General features: G+C 66.8%; 16 protein-coding genes. 8 read left to right on the forward strand and 8 right to left on the reverse strand.

Annotation, left to right across the window (positions count from 1 at the left end):
- Nucleotides 1-483 precede the first annotated feature (483 nt).
- Both J8F10_RS02585 and J8F10_RS02590 read left to right on the forward strand, forming a co-directional pair.
- The gene (locus tag J8F10_RS02585) at nt 484-633 is read left to right on the forward strand and encodes a hypothetical protein (RefSeq protein WP_210652326.1); all 150 of its coding nucleotides are present in this window, start codon (nt 484-486) and stop codon (nt 631-633) included.
- Between the two features lie 315 nt (nt 634-948).
- Nucleotides 949-1,740, forward strand: coding sequence for a 2-keto-4-pentenoate hydratase (locus J8F10_RS02590; protein ID WP_210652327.1), 792 nt, complete (start codon nt 949-951; stop codon nt 1,738-1,740).
- A 32-nt stretch (nt 1,741-1,772) separates the two neighbouring features.
- On the opposite strand, the gene J8F10_RS02595 is transcribed toward J8F10_RS02590, so the two are convergent.
- The 3 genes from J8F10_RS02595 to J8F10_RS02605 all read right to left on the reverse strand — a co-directional run bounded on the left by J8F10_RS02595 (nt 1,773) and on the right by J8F10_RS02605 (nt 7,090).
- Nucleotides 1,773-3,167 carry a DUF1501 domain-containing protein gene (locus J8F10_RS02595; protein ID WP_210652328.1) on the reverse strand — a complete coding sequence of 465 codons (1,395 nt, stop codon included), beginning with the start codon at nt 3,165-3,167 and terminating at the stop codon, nt 1,773-1,775.
- 263 nt (nt 3,168-3,430) lie between these two features.
- The gene (locus tag J8F10_RS02600) at nt 3,431-4,858 is read right to left on the reverse strand and encodes a DUF1501 domain-containing protein (RefSeq protein ID WP_210652329.1); all 1,428 of its coding nucleotides are present in this window, start codon (nt 4,856-4,858) and stop codon (nt 3,431-3,433) included.
- A gap of 264 nt (nt 4,859-5,122) precedes the next feature.
- The gene (locus J8F10_RS02605) at nt 5,123-7,090 is read right to left on the reverse strand and encodes a sigma-70 family RNA polymerase sigma factor (protein WP_210652330.1); all 1,968 of its coding nucleotides are present in this window, start codon (nt 7,088-7,090) and stop codon (nt 5,123-5,125) included.
- A 563-nt stretch (nt 7,091-7,653) separates the two neighbouring features.
- On the opposite strand from J8F10_RS02605, the gene J8F10_RS02610 reads away from it, so the two are divergent.
- Entirely contained in the window at nt 7,654-8,835 is a 1,182-nt protein-coding gene (locus tag J8F10_RS02610; RefSeq protein ID WP_210652331.1) for a prepilin peptidase, read from the forward strand.
- A gap of 16 nt (nt 8,836-8,851) precedes the next feature.
- On the forward strand, nt 8,852-9,472 hold the full coding sequence (gene hisH, locus J8F10_RS02615) for an imidazole glycerol phosphate synthase subunit HisH (protein WP_210652332.1): 621 nt from the start codon (nt 8,852-8,854) through the stop codon (nt 9,470-9,472).
- 102 nt (nt 9,473-9,574) lie between these two features.
- Here hisH and J8F10_RS02620 read toward each other — a convergent pair whose 3' ends face one another.
- The gene (locus tag J8F10_RS02620; RefSeq protein WP_210652333.1) at nt 9,575-11,842 is read right to left on the reverse strand and encodes a hypothetical protein; all 2,268 of its coding nucleotides are present in this window, start codon (nt 11,840-11,842) and stop codon (nt 9,575-9,577) included.
- A gap of 60 nt (nt 11,843-11,902) precedes the next feature.
- On the opposite strand from J8F10_RS02620, the gene J8F10_RS02625 reads away from it, so the two are divergent.
- From J8F10_RS02625 to J8F10_RS02635, 3 genes are all read left to right on the forward strand, one after another.
- Nucleotides 11,903-13,144, forward strand: a complete 1,242-nt coding sequence (locus tag J8F10_RS02625) for a competence/damage-inducible protein A (RefSeq protein ID WP_210652334.1) — start codon at nt 11,903-11,905, stop codon at nt 13,142-13,144.
- An 85-nt stretch (nt 13,145-13,229) separates the two neighbouring features.
- Nucleotides 13,230-13,805 (forward strand): AAA family ATPase, encoded by a 576-nt coding sequence (locus J8F10_RS02630; protein ID WP_210652335.1) that lies wholly within the window; start codon nt 13,230-13,232, stop codon nt 13,803-13,805.
- 52 nt (nt 13,806-13,857) lie between these two features.
- On the forward strand, nt 13,858-15,186 hold the full coding sequence (locus tag J8F10_RS02635; protein WP_210652336.1) for an outer membrane protein assembly factor BamB family protein: 1,329 nt from the start codon (nt 13,858-13,860) through the stop codon (nt 15,184-15,186).
- A gap of 274 nt (nt 15,187-15,460) precedes the next feature.
- Here J8F10_RS02635 and J8F10_RS02640 read toward each other — a convergent pair whose 3' ends face one another.
- Both J8F10_RS02640 and J8F10_RS02645 read right to left on the reverse strand, forming a co-directional pair.
- Entirely contained in the window at nt 15,461-16,441 is a 981-nt protein-coding gene (locus J8F10_RS02640; protein WP_210652337.1) for a formylglycine-generating enzyme family protein, read from the reverse strand.
- Nucleotides 16,438-17,985 carry a reverse transcriptase family protein gene (locus J8F10_RS02645; RefSeq protein WP_210652338.1) on the reverse strand — a complete coding sequence of 516 codons (1,548 nt, stop codon included), beginning with the start codon at nt 17,983-17,985 and terminating at the stop codon, nt 16,438-16,440. Before J8F10_RS02645 ends, J8F10_RS02640 begins: the two co-directional genes overlap by 4 nt.
- Nucleotides 17,986-18,055: 70 nt before the next feature.
- Here J8F10_RS02645 and J8F10_RS02650 point away from each other — a divergent pair, with 70 nt between their 5' ends.
- Entirely contained in the window at nt 18,056-20,140 is a 2,085-nt protein-coding gene (locus tag J8F10_RS02650) for a HEAT repeat domain-containing protein (protein WP_210652339.1), read from the forward strand.
- A gap of 528 nt (nt 20,141-20,668) precedes the next feature.
- Here J8F10_RS02650 and J8F10_RS02655 read toward each other — a convergent pair.
- Nucleotides 20,669-21,478 carry an Mrp/NBP35 family ATP-binding protein gene (locus J8F10_RS02655; protein WP_210652340.1) on the reverse strand — a complete coding sequence of 270 codons (810 nt, stop codon included), beginning with the start codon at nt 21,476-21,478 and terminating at the stop codon, nt 20,669-20,671.
- Nucleotides 21,479-21,546: 68 nt separating this feature from the next.
- Nucleotides 21,547-21,867, reverse strand: a complete 321-nt coding sequence (locus J8F10_RS02660) for a DUF971 domain-containing protein (RefSeq protein WP_210652341.1) — start codon at nt 21,865-21,867, stop codon at nt 21,547-21,549.
- Nucleotides 21,868-21,936 lie beyond the last annotated feature (69 nt).

Consider the following 21,936-nt stretch of genomic DNA (forward strand, 5'->3'; position numbering starts at 1 on the left):
CTTGGAACGGAATCATCGGTCCCAGTACCACCACGGCCCCGACGCCGGGCCTAACAGAACACCCGACCCGCGCCAGTTTGCGCGCGGGTCGGGGCGGGCGTCCGGTTCATCGCGAGGAGCGAATCTAGTTTACTCCACTTTACTCCACGGGCGGGCGCGCAAACACCGACCGTCTGCAGCGCCCGGAAAATAACTCCGCTCGGTCACGGGAAACACGGCCCTGAAACACCGAACGGTTTCTGGAAGATAGACGAATCACGCGAGGGAGCGAAGGAGCCCGATATGGGCATCGTATAGATACTGCGCATGAGCGCAAAATTAGAGCGGTTGTGCGAATTGGCGCGGTCGAAACGCCGCGCCAGTGCCCGCCTCGGAGCGGGGCACGATTCGCGCGCGCCGCGGCACGGCGGTTGCGAAGTGTTACGCGCCGGGGACGCAAGGACACGCTGCCCGGGCATCGAACCTTCCACTTCCGAGGGCCGAGTGATGCAAGCCGACAGCATTGACCGCAACGATCTGTACCGTTTGGCGGACGACGGCTGCCCCCACAGCCCGGCGCCCGGCGACACCAGCGCCCACGACCTCAGCGCGCTGTGGGCCGCACTCGGTAAAGACGACCGAGGGGCCGAGTAAATCTTCCCAGGAGTGATTGAAAAGAAGGGCTCAAGTCCCCGCTGACGCTCCGGCGGGGAAGCCGAACCGACGACCGCCCGTCCGCAGTTCAAAATTCCCCACCCGCTCCGGCCCCCCAACCTACACACCGCTCGAAGTGCGATTCCGAAAGACGCCGCACGGGGCGGACGTTCGATCGCTCAATAGTTGGATTTTTTCGGGCGCTACCCGTAAACAAAGCGGCTCTGCGCGTGCCGCGATTCCTCGCGCCGGAAGCGCGCCTGCGTGGTATTCTGCCGCCAACGACTTCTCTCCATTTGTGTCGGGGGCGCGGAAATGGATCGTGTGAACGCTGCGTGCGAGTACCTCTTCGATATGCGCTCGGAACAGCGCCAGGTCGCGGCGCTGCCCGCGGACATCGTACCCCGCGCGCTCGCCGAAGGGTATTTGGTCCAGGAGCGCCTCGTGCGGAAGATCCTGGACCGGTTCGGGAGCCGGCCCATCGGGTACAAGATCGCCTGCACGAACGAACTGGCTCAAAAGGCGCTCGGTGTGGACGCGCCGTTCTTCGGCGTCCTCATGACGCACTCGTCACACAACTCTCCCGCAACACTTCTGGGGTCGGACTTCACCGTTCGCTGTGCCGAGGCCGAGTTCGGGTTCGAGATGGCCGCCGACGTGCGGCCCGGACCGGTTTATACGGCCGACACGATCCGCGAGTTCATCGGGTTCGCGCTCCCGTCGATCGAGATCGTGGACCACCGTTACCACAACTGGCAGGCGGTCGGCGCGCCGTCGCTGCTCGCCGACAACGCCATTCACGGGGCGTGGGTTGCGGGCGAACCGTGTGCCGGCTGGCGCGACCTGGATTTCGCCCGGCACCCGGTTTCCCTCGTGGTCAACGGCGAGCAGACCTTCACCGGCTCGGGCGCGGCCGTTCTGGGCAACCCGCTGAACGTGGTCGCGTGGCTGGCCAACGAGTTACCGAAGTTCGGGCGCCGGTTGAGTCGCGGGGATCGAGTTACGACCGGGATCACGACCGACATTTACCTCGCGCGCCCCGGCGACCAGCTCACCGCGGACTTCGGTGTACTCGGTCGGGTGAGCCTGACCTTCACGGCCGACTGAACGAACCGGGCGCGCCCGGCAGTAGTGATCTGTCAGCCGTTCAGCCCGCGGATCGGCGCGTAATCCGCCATCGCGAGCAGCTCCCGGCTGGCGCCGCGCGCGACGCGGAGCTTGCCCACATCGAACAGCGTGTGCATGACGGTGCCGATCAGGTTCTGGACCCGCACGGGCTCCGAGTTCGGGTCGCCGCCGTTCGCGGACGACTTGCCGATCACGGCCCCTTCGGGCACCCCCCCGCCGGCGAGCAGCAGCGGCCCCAGGTTGCCCCAGTGGTCGCGCCCGCCCTTCGCGTTGAGGCGCGGCGAGCGCCCCATTTCTCCGCACACCACGAGCAGCACCTTGTCTCCGAGCCCCCGCGCGCGGAGGTCGTCGAGGAACGTGCTGACCGCGTGATCGAGCGACGGACCCATGTAGCCCATGCCCTCGGTCATGTGAGCGTTGTTCTGGTCCGCGTGCATGTCCCACACGAAGTTCGTGGTGACCGTGACGAACCCCGCCCCGCGCTCGACCAGCCGGCGCGCGAGCAGCATGAGCTTGCCGAGCGATTTGGCGTTGTCCGCGTAGTGCTGGTGGTTGTTCCACTTCTTGTCGATCTTCGTCACGTCGAACAGCCGCGCGGTGTCGTACTTGTCGACCGTTTTCGCGTCCTCCTTGCCGATGTCGAACGCCTCACCGACGCCGCCGAGGAGGATGCTGAACGCCTTCTGCCGGGCCGCGTCCACCGGGTCCGCTTCCGTTTCCGCACTCTTTTTGAGGCGATCGAACCCGGCGAGCAGCGTGCGCCGGTCGTCGAGCCGGTCCAGCGGTAGGTTCAGTTTCATGTCGCTCTTGAGCGCACCGTTCCCGTCCGGCTGGAACGGCGCAGTGCTCGCGGGGAACGGCCCGTGTGCGGCGAACTTGCCGAAGCCGCTTTGTTCCGGCCCCGCTTTCGGATCGACCGCGCGCGGGAACAGCACGCAGTTGAGCGGCATTCCCGTGGCGGGATTGTTGCTACCCGCGGTGCTCGCGTAGGCGCTGCCGAGGTTCGCGCCGAACGAGTCCTTGCCGACGATGGTCTTGATGTCGTGGTTCGCGTCGCCCGGGACGAACGACCGGACGACGCACAACCGATCGGCCATTTTCGCGAGCTTCGGGAACGTGCCCCCGAATGTGACACCCGGGAGCGCGGTCTTGATCTCGCCGGTCGCGCTGCGGATCTCGGCCGGCGCGCTCATCTTCGGGTCGAACGTCTCGAACTGGCTCGGGCCGCCGTGGAGGAAGAGGAACACGACCGACTTGTCCGTGACCGGTTTGCCCGCCTCGGAGAGCTTGGTGCCGGCTCGCGCGGCGGGGATGCAATCGGCCAGCGAGAGCCCGCCGAGCGCGAGCGACCCGACGCGGAGGAAGTCCCGCCGACCGAGCCGGGCCGAATCACCGAAACGCAGCATGGGTCTCTCCAGATCGACTCGAGCCGGGTGAACCCCGCCCACAGGCAACGAATTGCAAACGTGGGGGCGCCCGCGTTTTTGGTTGTGCCCTCTCCCCTTGCGGGAGAGGGTGGTGAGGCTTTGCGAACCGGGTGAGGGGTCGTCGCCACATACGGGAAGCAACCCCTCACCCCGCCGCGAAGCGCGGCGACCCTCTCCCGCAAGGGGAGAGGGCAAAAAACCAAAGCGGACGAGGCACACCGCCCTTGCGGGCGGAGTTCGCCTTACTTCAACACTCCGCGGATCGGTTTCCCGCCGTGGGAAATGTGTTGGGGCCGGTTGGTGTGGTCGGGCACCATGCCCTCGGGGTCCACGCCGACCAGTTCGTACACGGTCGCGACGAGATCCCCCGCCGAGACCGGGTGGTCGGCAGGGAACGCCGCGATCTTGTCCGTGGTGCCGTGGACCACGCCGGGCTTCGTTCCGCCGCCCGTGAACAGGCAGAACCCGCACTGCGGCCAGTGGTCGCGGCCCGCTTTGCCGTTCACCCGGGGCGTGCGCCCCATATCGCCGGTCACCACCACCAGTGTGCTCGCGAGCAGCCCGCGCTCGCTGAGGTCGTCGAGGAGCGCGGATAGAGCGCGGTCGAGGAACGGCAGGAGGAGCCCCTTCAACATGTTGAAATTGTTCTCGTGCGTGTCCCAGTGGCCGTTGGGCCGCGCTTCGGTGTGAACGGTGACGAACGTGACACCGGCCTCCACGAGCCGCCGCGCGAGCAGAACGCTCTGGCCGAACAGGTCGGCGCCGTACCGGTCGCGGAGCTTGTGCGGCTCGCGGTCCAGGGCGAACGCGGTCTTCGCTTTCGGCGAGAGCAGCAGGTCGAACGCGGCGTCGCGCCGGGTTCCGTGGTGGGCATCGAGTTGCGCCGCGCGCGCATCGAGTTGCTGGACGAGCGACCGGCGCGTGTTCAGGGCGTCGAGCGTCATCCCGCCATCGATTTTCGGGAGCCGCGGTTCGCCGAGTGGCGTGATCGTGTGGCTGTAAAAGTCCTTGCTCTCGGTGATCGATTCGCTCGCGTGCGCGTCGGCGGTACTGGACACCGGGTCGAACTTGGGACCGAGGTAACCGCCGTATGGTCCGGCCCGGCGCAGCCCCTGCGTGTAGCCGGGCGCCGCGGGCAGCATGACGTAGCCGGGCAGGTCGCGCCCGCGCCCGATGCCGAAGAACTGGCACACGCTCGGCACGCTGGGGTGGTTCGTCGGGCGCGCGAAGTAGTCGGTTTGGTCGTGACCGCCGTCGTAACCGGTCATCACGCCATACGGGTTGTGCGAGTTGTACTTGTGCGTCACCGACCGCACCACCGCGAGCCGATCGAGCCGGCGCGCGAGCAGCGGTAGGTGTTCGCAGACGCGCACGCCCGGCAATACGGTGGGGATCGACTTGAACTCCCCGCGGATCTCCGGCGGCGCATCCGGCTTCATGTCGAACGTGTCGATGTGGCTCGGCCCGCCGAACAGGTCGATGAGGATGACCGCCTTCGCGTGCGGATTCTTCCGCGCGGCCGCGGTGGGCGCCTCATTCGTTTTTCGTGAACCCGCGAGTGCGGCCCCCGCTGTTCCGGGAAGGAACGCGGCAAGGGAGCCGGCGCGCAGGAGATCGCGTCGGCTGATGCCGTCGCACGCGGCAGTGGAGTGGCCGAGAACCCTAAGCATGGGAGGGGCCGGTGGGGGAGGATTGAGGCGGGCATTCTGGCGGATATTGGGAGCGTACCCGCACTTCGCGCGAGCTTCAAGAATAAATCGGAATGTCGCGCGGCCCACTGGGGGAATCGCGGGCGTGATGGGAGGGCGGCTGTAGGTGGTGGCCCACCCGCTCGTTGACACGCGCGGCTTGCCAAGAGGCTCCGGCGAACCGCGCGTGTCAACGAGCGGGTGGATCTTCCATCTTCGAGAACTCAACGGCTCAGCCGTCCGGGGTCACTTCGCCTTGACGAGGTCGGCGACCGACCACACCTTCACCGCGTCCCGGCCGACCGTTAGCAGCCGCGTTCCGTCCGGCGAGAACTGAGCCGCGTACACCCGGCCGTTGTCCGCCGGGATCACCGCCCGTAGTGCCCCGCCGCCGAACGGGATGAGGCGAACCGTTCCGTCCCGGCAGGCGAGTGCCAGGGCGTTGCCGTCGGGTGACCAGGCCACCTGCTCGACCCCACCGAGGTCGGCCGGGGCGGTCGGCATCCCCGCCGTCAGCCCGATCTCGAGGTAGCCGCGCGGTTGCGGGCTGATCTGCTTGACCTGGGCCAGCAGACTGTGGCCGCCCACCCCGCCGGCGGCCGCGACGTACTTGCCGTCCGGGGAGAACGCGACTGACATGGGTGGCCCCGGCGGTTGGCCGGACGACGACCACCCGTTCGCGGTGTCGCCGGTTCGGGGGTTGTAGAAGTGAACGCCGGTCCGGTCGTCGGTCACCGCCACGGCACCGGTCGGGTGGAACGCCACGCACCGGAGCGGCCGTTCGGCGCGGTGAGAGAGGACGAACGTTCCCTTCGCTCGATCCCAGACCCGCAGGTAATGGTCGGCGCTGGCGGCCGCGAGCAGTTTCCCGTCCGGCGAGTAGGATAGGCCCGCTACCGCCCCGACGAACCCGCTCGGGCTGTTACCTGTCCCGATGAGTGAACCCGGTCCACCGGGGGGCGCGGCGTTCAAGTCCGGCTGGTTGGGCGGCAGCGCATCCAGGTCCGGCCCCAGTTTGGCCCGCGGTTGCGCCTCGCCCCAGCCCCACTCCTCGACGAAGAACTCGGCCGACCCGGAGCCGGTCCGCGCTCCGCCGGCGGCGACCGCCTTCCCGTCCGGGCGGACGGCGAGCGACGGGGCGCCGGTGTCGTACCCGGTGGCCGTACCGCGGAAGGTGTGGACCACCGCCCCGGTGCCGGCGTCCCACACTCGCACTTCGCCCACGCGCGGCCCTCCTTTACCCCGGGTAGCGGAGCCGGCGGTCAGGACGTGCTTGCCATCCGGCGCCCACACCCCGGCCGTGGCGGTCGGCCGGTCGGGGTCGGTGTCCAGTGGGGCCGACCACATCACCGACCCGTCCGCTGGTCGCCCGCCCGTACCCGGTGGGCCGGCGGACGGGTCGCTACCCGGCCGGGATGCGAAGGCGATTCCCAGCCCGGCAACACAAACTATTGCGGCCGCAGCAGCCAACCACGGGCGGGCGGCCGATCCGCCCGCCCCCGCCGCGAGTCGGTCGAGTGCCGGGGAGACGGTGCCGCCCCGGACCGCAGCGAGGACGGCTTCGCTCAGGCGGGGCGGCACGGCATAGGACCCGTTGGTCCCGCCGACCAGTCCGAGGAGGGCCGCCGGGGCTGCCAGTCCGCGGGCCTCCAGTCGGACGCGGAGCCTGGCGCGCGCCCGCTCCAGTCGGCCCTTCACCGACCCCGCCGACCAGCCGAGCCGGGCCGCCGCCTCCGTGTGGGACAAGCCCTGCACCCCGCACAGCACGACCGCTGCCCGGTACGCGGCCGGCAGCGCCTGGATCTCCTCGTCCACAGCGGCGAGCAGCTCCCGGGCAGTCATCCGGTCCAGCGGGTCGTCCGGGGCGTGAGGTTCGTCCGGCGCGGGGGGCGGGAGCCGGCCGGCCTCGGCCCGCCGCGCACGTAGTGCGAGCCGGTAGGCCGTGCGGTGCAGCCATCCGGCCAGGGCGTCGGCCCGGCGGACGGCAGCAGCGTGGCGGACGAGGGCGAGGAACGTCGCCTGGAACACGTCCTCGGCGGCCGGGCTGTGACGAGTTCCGCCGCGGGCGACCCGCCAGACGAGCGGGCCGTACCGCCGGACGAGTTCGGTAAACGCCGGCCCGTCGGCGTCGGCGGTGAACCGACCGAGGAGTTCGGCGTCCGGAACGTGGGCCAGGGCGAGGCGCGCCGCGGTCGCGACGATCGGGATCTGCATGTCGGGTCGTCCGTGAGTGTGGGCCTCCACACAGTTAGAGCCCGACCGCTGCCCGGCGGCACGGATTTTCTGTCCGTGCGGTGGGCAGTTCGAGGGCAAGCGGATGCGCTTTCCGCCGAGAGGTGGTGAATCGAGATCTACCAAGCCATTGAAAAATAAGGGCTTGCGTGGCGAAAGCGGAGTTGGCGTTCACAACCTCCTCGGCGTCCACCGCCCTACGGGAGCGGCAGGCGTGGGTTCGGCGAAGTGCGGTCGAACACCCTTGCACCGCCAGCAAACGCGCTGTGGTGTGATGATGTGTCCAGAACCACCCGTTATTTGTTGTGTTCGTCGCAATTGTGATCCGAAAGGCAATTCTTCAACTGAAGAGTCGCTTCATCGAGTTGCAACCCGGCCTGGGGGCGCGAACGTACTTTGCACCCGCTCGGTCGCTTTGATGAGTCGCCGCGTGCGCCGGCATCATTCTTGGCCGACGTCCGGCGCCTTTGGTATAGTGTCGGAGCGGCGCCACCGAAGGCGAGTGTCACGGTACCTCGCGAACCCATCTGGGCTGTTCACAAGTCATGGAATGGTGGTTCCACTTCCCGATCGTCTTCTGGTGCCTCACGATCTCCGCCCTCGGGCTGATCGTCGGCTCGTTCCTCAACGTCGTCGTCGCGCGCCTGCCCTACGAGAAGAGCCTCATTTGGCCGTCGTCGCGCTGCTTCGTCTGTTACACGAAGATTCGCTCGTTCGATAACGTCCCGATTCTCGGGTACCTCCGGCTCCGGGGGAAGTGCCGCAAGTGCGGTACGCCGTACTCGGCGCGCTACCTGTGGGTCGAGGTCGGCACGGGCGTGGCGTTCCTCGCGCTGTTCCTCGCCGAAATCGTGTTCAACTGGCACGGCATTCCGGGCATCAAGTACGACTACCTCGGCATTAACGGGTCCGTTCCGCCGCTCCAGTGTTGGGCACTGTTCCTGTACCACGCGGTCCTGCTCAGCGGGCTGATCGCCGCTGCCGCGGTCGATGCGGAGCACCGGATCATCCCGACCCCGATCACGTACACGGCGATGGTCGTGGGCGTGATCGGCGGCGCGCTGATGCCCTGGCCGTGGCCGCAAGCGGCGGCCGTCGTGAACGCGATCCCGCCCGAAATCACGCTCTGGAACCACCCCGACTACATTGGCAAGATCCCCACCGGCGTGCAACCGTGGCCGTTCTGGGGGCCGACGTTCGCGTTCGCCCCGCCGGGGAGTTGGAAACTCGGTTTGCTCACCAGCGTCATCGGCGCGCTGGTCGGGTCGCTCGTGATCCGGGTGACGAAGTGGCTGTTCGAGACCGGCTTCGGGCGCGAAGCCCTGGGCCTCGGGGACGCCGACCTGCTCATGATGGCCGGGGCGTTCCTCGGCTGGCAGATCCCGGTGCTGTCGCTGTTCGTAGGTGCGGTCGCTGCGCTCGTGTTGAAAGTGCTGGAAGCGGTCCTCCGCCCCGATGACGCCCCCGCAACACCGGGAACGCCCGCCCCTCTGCCTTCGATGGCCAGTAACGAGAACCCGCGCGAACTGCCGTTCGGTCCGGGGCTGGCGATCGGGGTCGTGGTGACGTGGTTCGCGTGGCCGTGGCTCGGTCCGCGGTTGCAGTCCGCGTTCTTCGATGCGTTTACATTGACGTTCCTGGCTGCTGTAATGGGCGTGGGCCTGCTCGCCGCAGCGCTCCTGCTGCGCCGACCGGCCGAAGTACAACAACCCGTGGCGGCAAAATAACCCTTGAGGTGCTGACGTGAGCGAAACGGTGATCGTGGATTACGGCATGGCGAACCTGCGGAGCGTCCAGAAGGCGTTCGAGCAGGTCGGGCATTCCGCCACTATCACGAGCGACCCGAAGCACCTGGCGCGTGCCGCGAAGATCGTGCTGCCGGGCGTCGGGGCGTTCCGCGACGCGATCGCGCGGGTGCGCGAAACCGGTATCGACGACGTCGTGCGCCGGCACATCGATACGGGCCGGCCCTTCCTGGGCATCTGCCTCGGGATGCAGATGCTCTTCGCACGCAGCCACGAAGACGGCACGCACACGGGCTTGGGAGTGTTCCCCGGCGACGTGGTGCGTTTCCCCTCAGCGCCGGGCCTGAAAGTGCCGCACATGGGCTGGAACACGCTCCGCTTTGCACGGCAGGGGTGCCCACTGTTTGCGGGGCTGCCGGCCGACCCCGCGGTATACTTCGTTCACTCGTACTTCGCGCAACCGACGCCGGTCGTGAGCGGCATTGTTTCCGCGGAAGCCGACTACCCCACGCCGTTCTGTGCCGCAGTGTGGAAGGACAACATCTTCGCTACGCAGTTCCACCCGGAAAAGAGCCAGCGCATCGGGTTGCAGATGCTCCGCAACTTCGCGCAATTGTGAGTTGTAAAGTCGTCAGGTCGAAAGTCATAACGTCGAAGACTTCCAGAATGGGTGTCTTCGACGTTATGACTTTCGACCTGACGACTTCCGACGGCTTCGTGCCTACTTCCGCGGCATTCCCTGGTTGAAACCGGCCGGATCGAACTCATCCCCCCCGACCGGTCCACTCACCGGCGGCTTCGGCGGGAGCGTCGAGCCGAACTGCGTTCCACCCACCGGCTGAACCGGCTGCGTCGGCGCGCCCGGGAGAGGCGGGAGCGGAGCCGGGGCACCCGCGCTCGCGGGCGGAATCGGCGGAACCGCCGGCTTCGGAGCGGGAACTACGGGAGCCGGAACGACCGGAACTAGCGGATCGGCCGCCGGGATCGGCGGAATCAGCGGTGCGCTGGGGGTCGGCACTGGCGCCGGCACGGTGGGAGCCGGAAAAGCTGGGGGCGGCGGGAACGTCGGTGCCGGAGTGGGAACCGGCGGAAGGATCGGCTCGACTCCCGGGGTCGGGACGATCGGCTGTGTCGGGACGACGGGCGGCGTCCGCGGGAGCGCGTCCGAACTCGGCGGCGCGGGCGGGAGCACGGGATCCGCGCTCGGCAGGGGAAGTGCCGGAGCGGTCGAAGTCCCCGGCGCCGGCACGACCGGCGGCGGCGGGGTGAAGGTCGGGGCTGCGACCGGCGTTCCGATGGCCAGCGCGGTCCACGCTTCGAGCGTGAAGTACGCGACCGCCTGACGCGACGCGACCGACGGCTGCTTCTGACCGCCGTGCGCGGTGAGCGTCTTCACGAGCAGCGGGCTTGCGCCCGGGTCGTCCTTGCGCAACTGGCCCGCGACCGCGCGGAGGTTGGCCCGCGTGGGTTGTTGCGCCGATTCGCCCGGCGCGACCCGTGCCAGTTTGAACTTCCCCTTGTGGGCGGGGTTCGCGTGGCACTCGACGCACTGGTTCGCGAGGAACGGCTGCACCCGTGTGGCGAACAGGTTCGCGGCTTCGGGCGTCACGTCCGCTTCGGGTTCGGTGGCCGGCAAAGTCGGCCGGCTGTTGAGTTCGGCCGGGAGCGTCGGCGTTTGCGGGGCGGTCATCTTCGGCGCGCCTTCCGGCGGGTCCCGCTGGAGCGATCGTTCCAGCGACGCCGTGAGAGCGGCCGCGTCCGAGTTGTTCGGCTGGAACTTCTGCACCGCGCGGGCTTCGGCGAGGGCCTGTTCGCGCATCCCGCTGAACATGCACCACCGCGCGACTTTGAGTCGGGCCGCGGCGTCCGCCGCGGGCACCTTCGCGAGCATGAACTGGTACACCTCGTCCTTCGTCTCGCCGACGAACTGGACCTGGCTCTTCGTGAACGCCCGATCGAGCGCCCCGTGGCGCACGATCACGACGTCCCCGCGAACCGTCACCGAGCCCTCGATCAGCTTGTCGTCCTTGAGCACAACGTACTTTCCACCGACCGCGACCGGTTCCGGTTGCGCGATCGCAGTGTTTCCGCCCGCGGTCGGGGTACCGGGCTTGGGGACCGGTTGCACGGGCGGCTGGAGCACCGAAGGTTGAGCCGGGAGCGGCGCTGCGGGCGGGGGCGTGGGCTTCGCCGGCTTCGTCCCCGCGGGCGGCGGGAGCAGCGGTTCGGTGGTGGGCGCCTTCGGTGAAGCGGGAGGAAGCACCGGCGCGGACGGGCTCACGGGTACTGCGGGCAACTCCGGGACGATTGGGGCCGGGGGCTTGGACGGAATCGCGGGCGCGGGCGACGGAACCGGGAGCGCCGGCGGGGTGGTCGGGCCGGGAGGAACCACGAGTGGATCAGAAGGCAGTGCCGGCACGACGGGCGGAAGCGAAGGCGCGGCGGGCACGATTGGCGGAAGCGAGGGGGCCGAGACCGGAAGCGGTGGAATCAGGGGCGCGGACGGTACGTCCGACGGACCGGGGGGCGCAGGCACAACCGGCGGAGCCGAAGGCGCGGCGGGAGTCACCGGAATCGGCGGAATGCTCGACAACCCCGGCAGCGGGGTCGCAGGGCCGGCCGCGGGCGGCAGATCGGGAAGAACCGGCGGGATGACCGGGGCCGACGGCAACGGTGGAAGGCTCGGCGCGGGACCGGTCGACGGAACCGGCGGAAGGGCCGGTTCCGTGTACGAGGCCGGGACCGGCGGAACGAGCGGCTTCTCGGGCGATCCCACCGGTAGTGCAGGCAGGGTGCCGGGCATCACGAGCGGTTCATCGGGCGGACTGGTGATCGGCGGCAGTGCGAGCCGCGGAACGTCGTCGCCCATTGGCGCCGCATTCGCGGTACTACTCGGCAGCGGCCCGTTCAAATTCGGGAGCTGCGCGTACACGACTAGCGCGGCCACGGCGACAGCCGCAGCAGTGACGAGCCAATAGTTTGTTCTCATAGTGCCGCCCGCCATACCGTGGTGCCAATTTGTGGGCAAGCCCACTTCTCGGAGTTCCGTATGAAGGTCGAGATCGTCTCCATCGGTAGCGAAATCACGAGCGGACAGAACCTCGACACCAACTCGCAGTGGCTGAGCCGGCGCCTGGCGGAGATCGGCGTCCCGGTCGCGTTCCACACCACCGTCGCCGACGACTTCGCGGACAATGTCGCGTGCTTCCGGATCGCGGCCGCGCGCGCGGACCTCGTCATCAGCACCGGCGGACTCGGGCCGACACAGGACGACCTCACGCGCGAGGTGATCGCGGCCGTCGCGGGCGTGGACCTGGTGGAGCACGCGGCGTCGCTCGCGCACATCGCGGACATGTTCGCGAAGCGCGGGCGCGTGATGCCGGACCGCAACCACGTGCAGGCGCTCATCCCCACCGGCGCGGAGCCGATCTTCAACGTGTGCGGCACCGCGCCCGGTGTCTGGGCGCAAGTGGGAACGGCCACCATCATCGCGATGCCGGGGGTGCCGTCCGAAATGTACCGGATGTACGCGGAGCAGGTGCAACCGCGGCTCCTCGCGATGGGAGTGGGCGGGGGCGTGTTCATTCAGCGGAAGATCAACACGTTCGGTACAGGCGAATCGGCGGTCGAGGCGAAGTTGCTCGACCTCACGCGCCGCGGACACGTCCCGGAAGTGGGCATCACCGTGAGCGACGCGGTCATTTCGCTCCGCGTCCTGGCCCACGCTCCAACGCTCGCCGACGCACAAGCACAGATTGCCCCCATCGAAGCGATCATCCGCGAGCGCCTGGCCGAACTTGTCTTCGGGGCCGAAGAGGAAGAGCTCCAGGACGTGGTGGTGCGGTTGCTCCACGAGAAGCGCAAGACGCTCGCGACCGCGGAGAGCATCACGGGCGGGTTGGTGGCCCACCGCATCTGCCTGGTACCCGGAGCGAGTGACTACTTTCGCGGCGGCGTCGTGAGTTACACGGACGAAGTGAAGGCCCGCGAACTCGGCGTCCCTTCTGCTCTACTGGAGCAATACGGCGCCGTGAGCGAGCCCGTCGCGCGGGCAATGGCCGAGGGCGCTCGCGCGAAGTTCGGCACCGATCTGGGTGTATCGACGACGGGCTTCGCCGGTCCGGGCGGCGGGACCGACGAAAACCCGGTTGGCACCGCGTTCGTCGGGCTGGCCCACGCGGGCGGGTGCGAAGTCATCCGCTGGGGCTGGATCGGCACGCGCTACGAGATCATGAGTCGCACCGCGAAACTGGCTCTCAACGCGGTGCGTCTGGAGTTGATGAAGAAGTAATGGCGCCGAGTTGTTGTCCGAGGCTTTACAGGACACTGCCCGAAAATGTAGGAATTTCGGGACCGGTGGAACCGTCTATTACTCGGTGCGGTCGGTTTCGGCCGATGGGAGCGACGAATCCACGTGGGGGCGCGGGGTGCTGATTGCAATGGCCGGGCTACCCGGGAGCGGGAAGAGCACACTCGCTTCGCGCCTCGCTGATACCTTCCGTGGTGTTGTGCTGAGCAAGGACGTGGTGCGGTCGGCACTCTTCGCGCCGAGTGTGCTCGATTATTCAACCGCGCAAGACGAAATCGCGATATCCGCGGTCTACGAAGCCGCGCGCTACATCCTCACCGCCGATCCCGGGCGCGCCGTGTTTCTCGACGGGCGCACGTTCAGCAAGTTGGGGCAACTCGATTCCCCGCTCGCGCTGGCTGTGTCACTCAACCAACGCCTTCAGGTGATTGAGTGCGTGTGTTCGGACGAGGTCGCCCGCGCCCGGCTCGAAGCCGATCACACCGCGGGCGCACACCTCGCGGGGAACCGCACGCCGGACATGTACGCGCGCGTGAGGGCCGCGGCCGTGCCGCTCGCCGTTCCGCGCCTCACGCTCGATACCGGCGCGCTCGCCCTTGAAGATTGTGTGAGTCGAGCGCTCGCGTACCTTTCTCGCCTCTAACCACCGGCGTACACTCCCACTACGTTGCGCCGACTCCAACCCGGAGGTTCACGTGTATCGTTTCGCTGCCATCGCCCTGGTTCTGTCGGTCCCGGCCGCGCGCGCTGCGGATTTCGAGAAGGAGAAGGAACAGAACTGGCACCAGTGGCGCGGGCCGAACGCGGACGGCTCCGCGCCGAAGGCCGATCCGCCCACCAAGTGGGACGCGAAGACCAATGTCGCGTGGAAGGCGGAGCTGACCGGGCGCGGGTCGGCCACGCCGATCGTGTGGGGCGACCGCGTGTTTGTTCTGACCTCGATCAAGACGGACCGCAAGGCGAAGCCCGAAGAGATGCCGAAGCCGGACCCGCGCTTCGACGTGAAGACCGATCCGCCGACGCACTTTCACAAGTTCGTCGTGCTGTGCTTCGATCGCACCAGCGGGAAAAAGCGCTGGGAGCAGGTGGTTGCCGAGATGGTGCCGCACGAGGGGCACCACGCGAGCCACTCCTACGCGGCCGGGTCGCCGACCACCGACGGCAAGTTCCTGTACGTGTCGTTCGGGTCGTTCGGAACGTACTGTCTGGACTTCGACGGCACCGTGAAGTGGGCGCGCACGGACTTGGGGCGCATGCACACGCGGCTCGGGTGGGGCGAGGCCGTTTCGCCGGTCGTTCACGGGGACGCGCTGCTCCTGAATTTCGATCAGGAGGTCGATTCCAAACTGTACCGCCTCGACACGGCGACCGGCAAAACGAAGTGGGTCATCAATCGCGACGAGAAGACCACGTGGTCCACGCCCGTCGTCGTGGAGCACGGTGGCAAGTCGCAGGTCATTACGAACGGCACGACGCGCGTCCGCAGCTACGACCTCGCTACTGGTGGGGTCATCTGGGAGTGCGGGGGCATGACCGTGAACCCGATCCCGTCCCCGATTCGGTTCGGCGATTCGATCATCTGCGTGAGCGGGTACCGCGGCGCGATGGCCCTCTCGGTGCCGCTCGGCTCCACCGGCGATCTCGGCGCGAAGGGCAAAGTGAACTGGCGCTACCCGGCCGGAACGCCCTACGTGCCGTCGCCCGTGCTCGTCGGAGATTCACTTTACTTCACGCAAGCGAACGACGCTTTGCTTACTGTAATCGACGCAAAAACCGGGAAGGCCGTCATCGAGAAGGAGCAACTCCCGTCCGCGAAGAGCTTCTATGCGTCGCCGATCACCGCCGCGGGGCGCGTGTATTTCGTTGACCGCAGCGGAACCACGGTCGTCCTCAAGGCGGGCGATACACTGGACGTGCTATCGGTGAACAAACTCAACGAACCCATTGATGCCACACCCGTTGCGGTCGGCAAGCAGTTGTTCCTGCGGGGCGAAAAGTGCCTGTACTGCATCGAAGGGAAGTGACCCGAAAACCGAGTTGTTGGCCCCGATTCCGGCCACGGGTAGTGGTTTGGTGAACCCCGCCCGCAAGGGCGGTGGGTGCAGCCTGCGAGGGTATTGGCCTCGATTCCGGCGACAGGTAGCTCGGTGAACCCCGCCCGCAAGGGCGGTGGGTGCAGCCTGTGAGGGCGGCCGGGGCAACCCGCAAGGGCGGTGGGTGCAACTCGATCGTGCATTTGCTTGGGGGCCACAGTTGCTCGAATTACCCGCCGCCCTTGCGGGCGGGGTTCACCAGGCATCACACCGCAGGGCGCACGGGGAGCACGCACGCGGGCCGGAAGCCGACCCACTGGTTGCGCCGGGCAACGGACAGGTTCCGGCGGTGGGTGCTCTTCATCGATTCCGCCGACGTGCGCATGTAGCACGCGCCGCGGACAACGGTCTCCACCGTCTCACCAGAACCGGGAATAGAGACGATCGGCTCCAGCGGTGGGAAATCACCGATCGCGGCTTTCGGCGCTGCGGGCTGGCACCACTCCGAGACGTTCCCGGTTAAATCTTCGCACCCGTAAGGGGAGCGGACGTGCGAGAACTTCCCCACCGCGCACGTGGAGGCGGCTTCGACGTGGGCGAGTTTCTTGCTCCCGCTTATGCCCTGACCCCACGGGCACAGGCGCCCGTCGGTTCCGCGTGCGGCCTTCTCCCACATCCACTCCGTCGGTATCACCAGTCCGGCCCATTTGCAGTACGCGAACGCATCGAACAGTGACACGAACGTGACCGGGTGCTTGTCCTTACCCTTCGGCGGGCCGGTGCTGCTCCAGTTCGAGAGGTACGCATCGTAGTCCGGGTGCGTCGGGTCGGGTTCGTAGCCGGTCTCGGCGATGAATTGTGCGTACTGCTCGTTGGTGACGGGCCACCGCGCGAGCGAGAACCCGGCGCAGTAGGCGGATTCGCTCCCCGTGCCGTAAGTGAATTTGCCCGCGGGTATCCAGATCATCTGGGAGCCGTCGATCGGGTTCACCCAGCTCAAGTTCGCGCGCGTGGTGGGGTCGGTGTGCTCGCACGGGAGCACCAGCTCGTGGTCGCGGGCGAAGTCCATGACCGCGTGCGCGTCGGAATTGGTGGACGCGGCCGTGACGATCTTCCACGCTGCCAGTGCGCGGGCCGCGGTCGCTTTCTTCTTGGTGAGAGCTTCCAGTTCGCCGATGGCCTTCGTGGACGGGAACCGCGTGCCATCATCCGCGCGCGGGGTTTCGTCTTCGTCGTCGGGGTTCATTCGTCACCCGCTTTCACATCCGGTGTTTCGTCCGCGCCCTCAATAGGTCCGCCGAGCAGTTCGTTAACGCGGCGGAGCAGGGCACCACCGTGTTCGGGTTGCACCATGTTCAGATAAGCCGCGATTCCACGCAGATATTGCGTGAACGCGGGCACGTTGCCGTTGAACTTCGGGTGCCGTTTCGCCTGCGATTCGATGTCGTGCGTTGTGCAATTGTGGAGGATCGCGCGTAACTCGCGCCGGAGCTCCCGGGGCACTCGAAGGGCGTCGTTCACCACGATTCCGGTGACAACTTGGCGCTGAGAATCGCGGATGACGCGGAACTTCTCCTGGTTCACCACGAACCCTTCTCGCTGGCACACCTGATCGACCCACCAGCGGAACCGGCCCAAGTTCATCCCCTCGGCCTTCGGGAACGAAAAGGTGAGGTCGTCCGCGTAGCGCGTGAACGTGCCCTTATTGGCTTTCGCGAGCCCCATGAGGCGCGCGTCGAGCCGCCGACAGACGAGGTTCGAGATCGCAGGGGAGGTCGGCGCGCCTTGCGGGAGTGTCGCGGTGCCCCATTGGGTGGGGTCGGGCGTGTAACAGCACAACCGTGCGAGTACGGGGGCGATCTGCTTGGCGTCGTCCTTCGTACCAAACATGCAGTTGTCGACTTGATAGCCGAAACTTGCAAACAGCCCCATCACGCGGAAGTAGTGGATCGTGGGGAAGAAGTCCTTGAGGTCGAATTTTACGATCAGTTCCGCGCCGACGTGGGGCGTGGCATTGCTCACGGTGGAGCGCCCGTTAACGAAGCCGTGCGCGGCCGGGTGCGGCGGAACCTTACTCAGAATGTGCTTCAAAATCTGCTTCTGCACCCACTTCAACTGTTTCTTGGGAGCACAAATCTTTCGTTCGGAGCCGTCGCGTTTGGGGATCGTGTGTGTGGTGTACGGGCCGTTCTTGTGATCGCTCGCGAGCAGGAAGAACCCGAGCTGGTTCGGCGACTTGATGTTCAGTAGCTTTCGCACGTCCTTGAGTTTGCCGAGGATCGGAACCCCGCTCCGTTCCTGGGTGCGCGTGCCGGGCTTGTGCCGGGTGATCTTCAACCCCTCGCTCGGGAGGAGCCACCCCGTCGGGTTCCAGTCACCGTCCTTTTGTGCGGGGATCGCGACCTCTTCGATTTTCGCTTTGCGCACGGCGCGGGCCACGACCCGGCGCACTTCCATGTCCGGGTCTTTTGCGAAGCGCCGCAGGACGCGGGAACAGGCGCGCTCGGGAAAGTGGTCGCGGGCGTAGCGGATGAGTTCCAGTCGCGCCTTCTTTTCGGTGGCACTGAGGAGCGCTTCGAGGTGCTCCCAGATCAACACGTTCGCGCGGTTCACGGCCGGCTCGTAGCTCGCGAGCGCCCGAACGTGATCGAGTGCGTCGTGGAGTTTCTTGAACGCTTCGGGTAACGTGGCGCAGTATTGCTCGACGGTAGCGATCAGGCCGGCGTCGGTGTCCGCGTTCGCGGGTAGCGGCAAGAGCAGCCACGCCGGGGCGGATCGTGGAGCGGACATTGCAAATCCTCTTCGTACCCTCGATAAGTGCATAGAAGGTAGCCCACTCCCCGCAATATCACAAGCACCGATGCGCGTTCCGAACGACCACCCCCTGGCCCGCACCTACGTCCTCCTCGACCCGGATCTGAATACCGGCGCCGCCGAATCGTTTCGCGGCACGGTGGAGGTGGCCGAACGGGAAGGGCTTGTCGAACTACTGCTGAACCGCGAAACGAGCGCGAGCGCCGCGAGCGCCGCGATTCGTAGCCTCGAACACGACGAATCGCCACTCACGCGCAATGCGCTCGCACGCGCATTGCGTAGCCCACATCCGAGTATCCGCATCCTGGCGACGGGTGAGATGGTTCGGCGGAAGATGGTACCGGGCACAGCCACGGATCTGTTTCAGTTGCTCACGACGGACCCGTTTTGGCAAGTGCGCCGGGCCGCCGTCAACGCGCTTGCGGAGGGCGCACCGCGCGAGCTACTGGCCCCGGCGTCAAACGACCCACACTGGCGGGTTCGCTACGCACTCGGGCAGTGGCTCGAAGAATGGGGGCGCGATCTCACCGCGCGCGACAACGTGTTGGAGCTGCTACTTACGCCAGCTCCACACTCCGCCCGGCTCCGCGATTACCTGTTCTACCGCTGGACCGGGAACGCGCCCGCGGAGCGAACCGCGAACGACCCGCAATCGTGGTGCCCGTTCTGGGACTGGGACCCCGCGGTGCTGGCACGCAACCTGGAACTACTCGGCCGCAGTGGTCGGCGCGAGGCACTCAACGTCCTCGTGCGCCTCATAAATCACCCCGACGAGCGCGTGCGTGCGTGGGTGATTCTCGCGCTCCGTGAGGATGGTACCCCCGAGCAGTGGGAGGGCGCGATCGGCTTGCTCGGCGACCCGCGTGAGGATACCGCCCCCGTACTCGAAGCGCTCACGCGCGGGATCGAACTCGATCGTATCGAGGAGGTCGCGAAATTCATTCTTTGCCGCCCACCAACATTACCTCCCCTACTCGAAACGCTTCCGGGTTACTCCTCAATCACGGCAAAGTCGTGGGCCGCCGCGCAAGCCGGCGAAGCGTTCCCAGTGGAGGACGTTCGAGCCGAGTTGGAGCGCCTAAAACCCGATCTCCCCGACTCGAACACCATCGCTCCCTCACTGTTCGCGCCCGATCACCCGCACGCGCGGGCCGCAGCACTAACGTCTGACCGCGCGAAGGAATTGGTCGAGAATCCCACCCGCGAAACGTCCTGGTTCGTGCTGTCGCGTGCCGCGAAGATGTGTCGCGTACCGGTGTGGAAACTCGCGCCCGAAACGCCGTGGAAGCTTCCCGCAACACCGCGTGCGCCAGCGGAACCGCTTGAACTTCCACGAATCGCACTCGTGCGACCGCGACAAATCGGACCCGATGGGCCGATCGTGTCGCCGCTCGGGGTGTCGGGGCATTACGGCTTGCCGGTGGAGGGTTACGTGCGGGCGGCGGAGCGAGGGGTGAACCTGTTCTTCTGGGAGCCGAACTACGCAACGCTCACGCGGTTCGTGACGCGGCTCTCGCCGAGTGACCGACGCGAGGTTCACATGTTGGTGGGCACCTTCGAGGCGGACCCGGCGAAGATCCGCAAGGACGTGGAGCGTGCCCTGCGCAACATGAAATTGGAGCGCCTGAGTATCTTCCTGATCTTCTGGACTCAGTCGTGGCAGCGCATCACGCCGGACGTGCGCGAAGAACTTGAATCGCTCAAACGGGACGGCTTGGTACAAATGTTCGGGCTCTCGACGCACAACCGGGGCATCGCCCGCGACGCGATCATTGAGGGCTGGAACCCGGTGATGGTGCGCCACAGTGCCGCCCACCGCAAAGCGGAAACCGAAGTGCTCCCGTTCGCGCGCGAACGCGGGACGTCGATCTTCACCTTCAACAACACGTGTTACGGACGGCTACTCGACCCGTCGTTCCGGCCGAGCGATTGCTTCCGGTACACGCTGAACACACCCGGCGTGTCGGCGTGCTTTACTGCACCATCGACGCTGGAGTATTTGGAAGAAAACCTCGATGCACTCCAGAACCCGGAACTGCCCGACGACGTGCGGGACAGGCTCCTCAAGCGCGGCGAGTGGATGTACCGCGAAGATACCGTCTTCCGCAAAACGGTGCGGGCCGAGGTGTGAGGCAGCAGAAAACAGAAGCCGCCGCAGATAAACGCAGATCACACGGATCAAAGGCGGAAGACAGATTGGCCACAAAAACGCACAAAGGGCACAAAAGAGGACAGAGGACAGAGGACAGAAGACAGAAGACAGATCGCGTTATTTTGTAGCCCCGGATGGGGCGACCGATCGTAGCCAGGGGTTGCGCTGCGCTTCACCCCTGGCGGGCTCGCACCAACCCGAACGAGCGAACCAACGCGAAAAGAACCAGCCCCGTAGGGGCGGCAGCACCAACTAGAGGCGCTGTCGCCCCTACGGGGCTGGTTCTTTTTTGTGCCCGGTTCCAGGGGTTGCGCTCGCGTTGCTCGCTCCACCCCTGGCTACAATCGGTCGCCCCATCCGGGGCTACAAAACTCAGGCGCCCGGTTCTCTGTCTTCTGCCTTCTGATCTCTGCCTTCTGATCTCTGTCCTCTGTCCTCTGTCCTCTGTCCTCTGTCCTCTGTCCTCTGTCCTCTGTCCTCTGTCCTCTGTCCTCTTCATCGCAGCGCTTACAACTGGACGTGCGGCAGCGCGGGGGCGGCCGGTTTATTCGCCACGTCCGCGACGGTCCTTGCGAGCGCCAGGTACGCCTTCGCGACGGCCGAATCCGGGTACTTCCGCACGATCGGTTCGCCGTGATCGCCGCACTGCGCGACGCGCGGGTCGATCGGGAGTTCGCCCAGGAACGGGACGCCGCTTTCCTCCGCGAGCTTCGATCCGCCGCCCACGCCGAAGATCGGGGTCTTGTTCCCGGCCGCGTCCTCGAAGTAGCTCATGTTCTCGACGATGCCGAGGATCGGCACGCGCACCTCGCCGAACATTTTCACGCCCTTGCGCGCGTCGATGAGGCTCACCTCACCCGGTGTCGTGACCACCACCGCGCCCGTCAGTGGGGCACTTTGGCTGAGCGTCAGTTGCGCGTCACCGGTGCCCGGCGGCAGGTCGATGATGAGGTAGTCGAGTTGGCCCCAATCGATCTGCGTGAGGAACGATTGCACCGCTTGCGCGACCTTCGGGCCGCGCCAGATCACGGCCTGGTTCACGTCGACGAGGAACCCCATGCTCATCAACCGGATGCCGTACCTCTCGATCGGGAACGCGGTCGTTTTCGGATCGACCATTCCGAGGCCGAACATGATCGGCACCGACGGGCCGTAGATGTCCGCGTCCATCAGCCCGACCGCTTTGCCGGACATGTGCAGCGCCATCGCGAGGTTCGCCGCGACGGTGGACTTGCCCACGCCGCCCTTACCGCTCGCGACCGCGATGACTTGCTTCACACCGGGCAACGAGACTTTCGGGGGCATCTGCGGGTTCATGAATTATCTCCGGGCGAACGGTCGGCACGGGTCGGTGTTCCGCAATTCGCGGGTGTTCTCCGACCAACTTACGCCGAGCGTTCGCTCAATTCGCGAAGTAAGGTGAGCGGGTAAATGCCCGTATCGTGGCCGTCGTTCCACTTGATCTGGTAGGCATAGTGGCCGACGGGCGTCATCGCGACGGGGACCGGTGCGCCGGCCGCGACCTCTTGCGGCGACAGGATGCGGAACGGGTCGACCGGCTTCCCGCGCTCCTCGTTGCACGTGGCGCACGGGCACTTCGCGCGGAGCGTCTTCCACGACGCGGTCGTCGTTGCGCCGTCGCTCCATTCGATCTTCAGCCCGTCGCCCTCGCGCTTGAGGGAGAGCGGGCGGAGTTCGTCGGCCATATGCGTGCTCCACTGCGAAGTAACGCACTTGATTATAGTGGGCCGAACGAAGCGGCCCACCCGCGCCGC

It is taken from the genome of Gemmata palustris (assembly GCF_017939745.1).
Taxonomy (GTDB): domain Bacteria; phylum Planctomycetota; class Planctomycetia; order Gemmatales; family Gemmataceae; genus Gemmata; species Gemmata palustris.

Excerpts from the sequence above, each read along its gene's own strand:
- J8F10_RS02590 (WP_210652327.1), top strand. The coding sequence starts at position 949 with ATGGATCGTGTGAACGCTGCGTGCGAGTACCTCTTCGATATGCGCTCG.
- J8F10_RS02595 (WP_210652328.1), bottom strand. The coding sequence starts at position 3,167 with ATGCTGCGTTTCGGTGATTCGGCCCGGCTCGGTCGGCGGGACTTCCTC.
- J8F10_RS02605 (WP_210652330.1), bottom strand. The coding sequence starts at position 7,090 with ATGCAGATCCCGATCGTCGCGACCGCGGCGCGCCTCGCCCTGGCCCAC.
- J8F10_RS02610 (WP_210652331.1), top strand. The coding sequence starts at position 7,654 with ATGGAATGGTGGTTCCACTTCCCGATCGTCTTCTGGTGCCTCACGATC.
- J8F10_RS02645 (WP_210652338.1), bottom strand. The coding sequence starts at position 17,985 with ATGTCCGCTCCACGATCCGCCCCGGCGTGGCTGCTCTTGCCGCTACCC.
- J8F10_RS02620 (WP_210652333.1), bottom strand. The coding sequence starts at position 11,842 with ATGAGAACAAACTATTGGCTCGTCACTGCTGCGGCTGTCGCCGTGGCC.
- J8F10_RS02625 (WP_210652334.1), top strand. The coding sequence starts at position 11,903 with ATGAAGGTCGAGATCGTCTCCATCGGTAGCGAAATCACGAGCGGACAG.
- J8F10_RS02640 (WP_210652337.1), bottom strand. The coding sequence starts at position 16,441 with ATGAACCCCGACGACGAAGACGAAACCCCGCGCGCGGATGATGGCACG.
- J8F10_RS02655 (WP_210652340.1), bottom strand. The coding sequence starts at position 21,478 with ATGAACCCGCAGATGCCCCCGAAAGTCTCGTTGCCCGGTGTGAAGCAA.
- J8F10_RS02650 (WP_210652339.1), top strand. The coding sequence starts at position 18,056 with ATGCGCGTTCCGAACGACCACCCCCTGGCCCGCACCTACGTCCTCCTC.
- J8F10_RS02660 (WP_210652341.1), bottom strand. The coding sequence starts at position 21,867 with ATGGCCGACGAACTCCGCCCGCTCTCCCTCAAGCGCGAGGGCGACGGG.
- J8F10_RS02600 (WP_210652329.1), bottom strand. The coding sequence starts at position 4,858 with ATGCTTAGGGTTCTCGGCCACTCCACTGCCGCGTGCGACGGCATCAGC.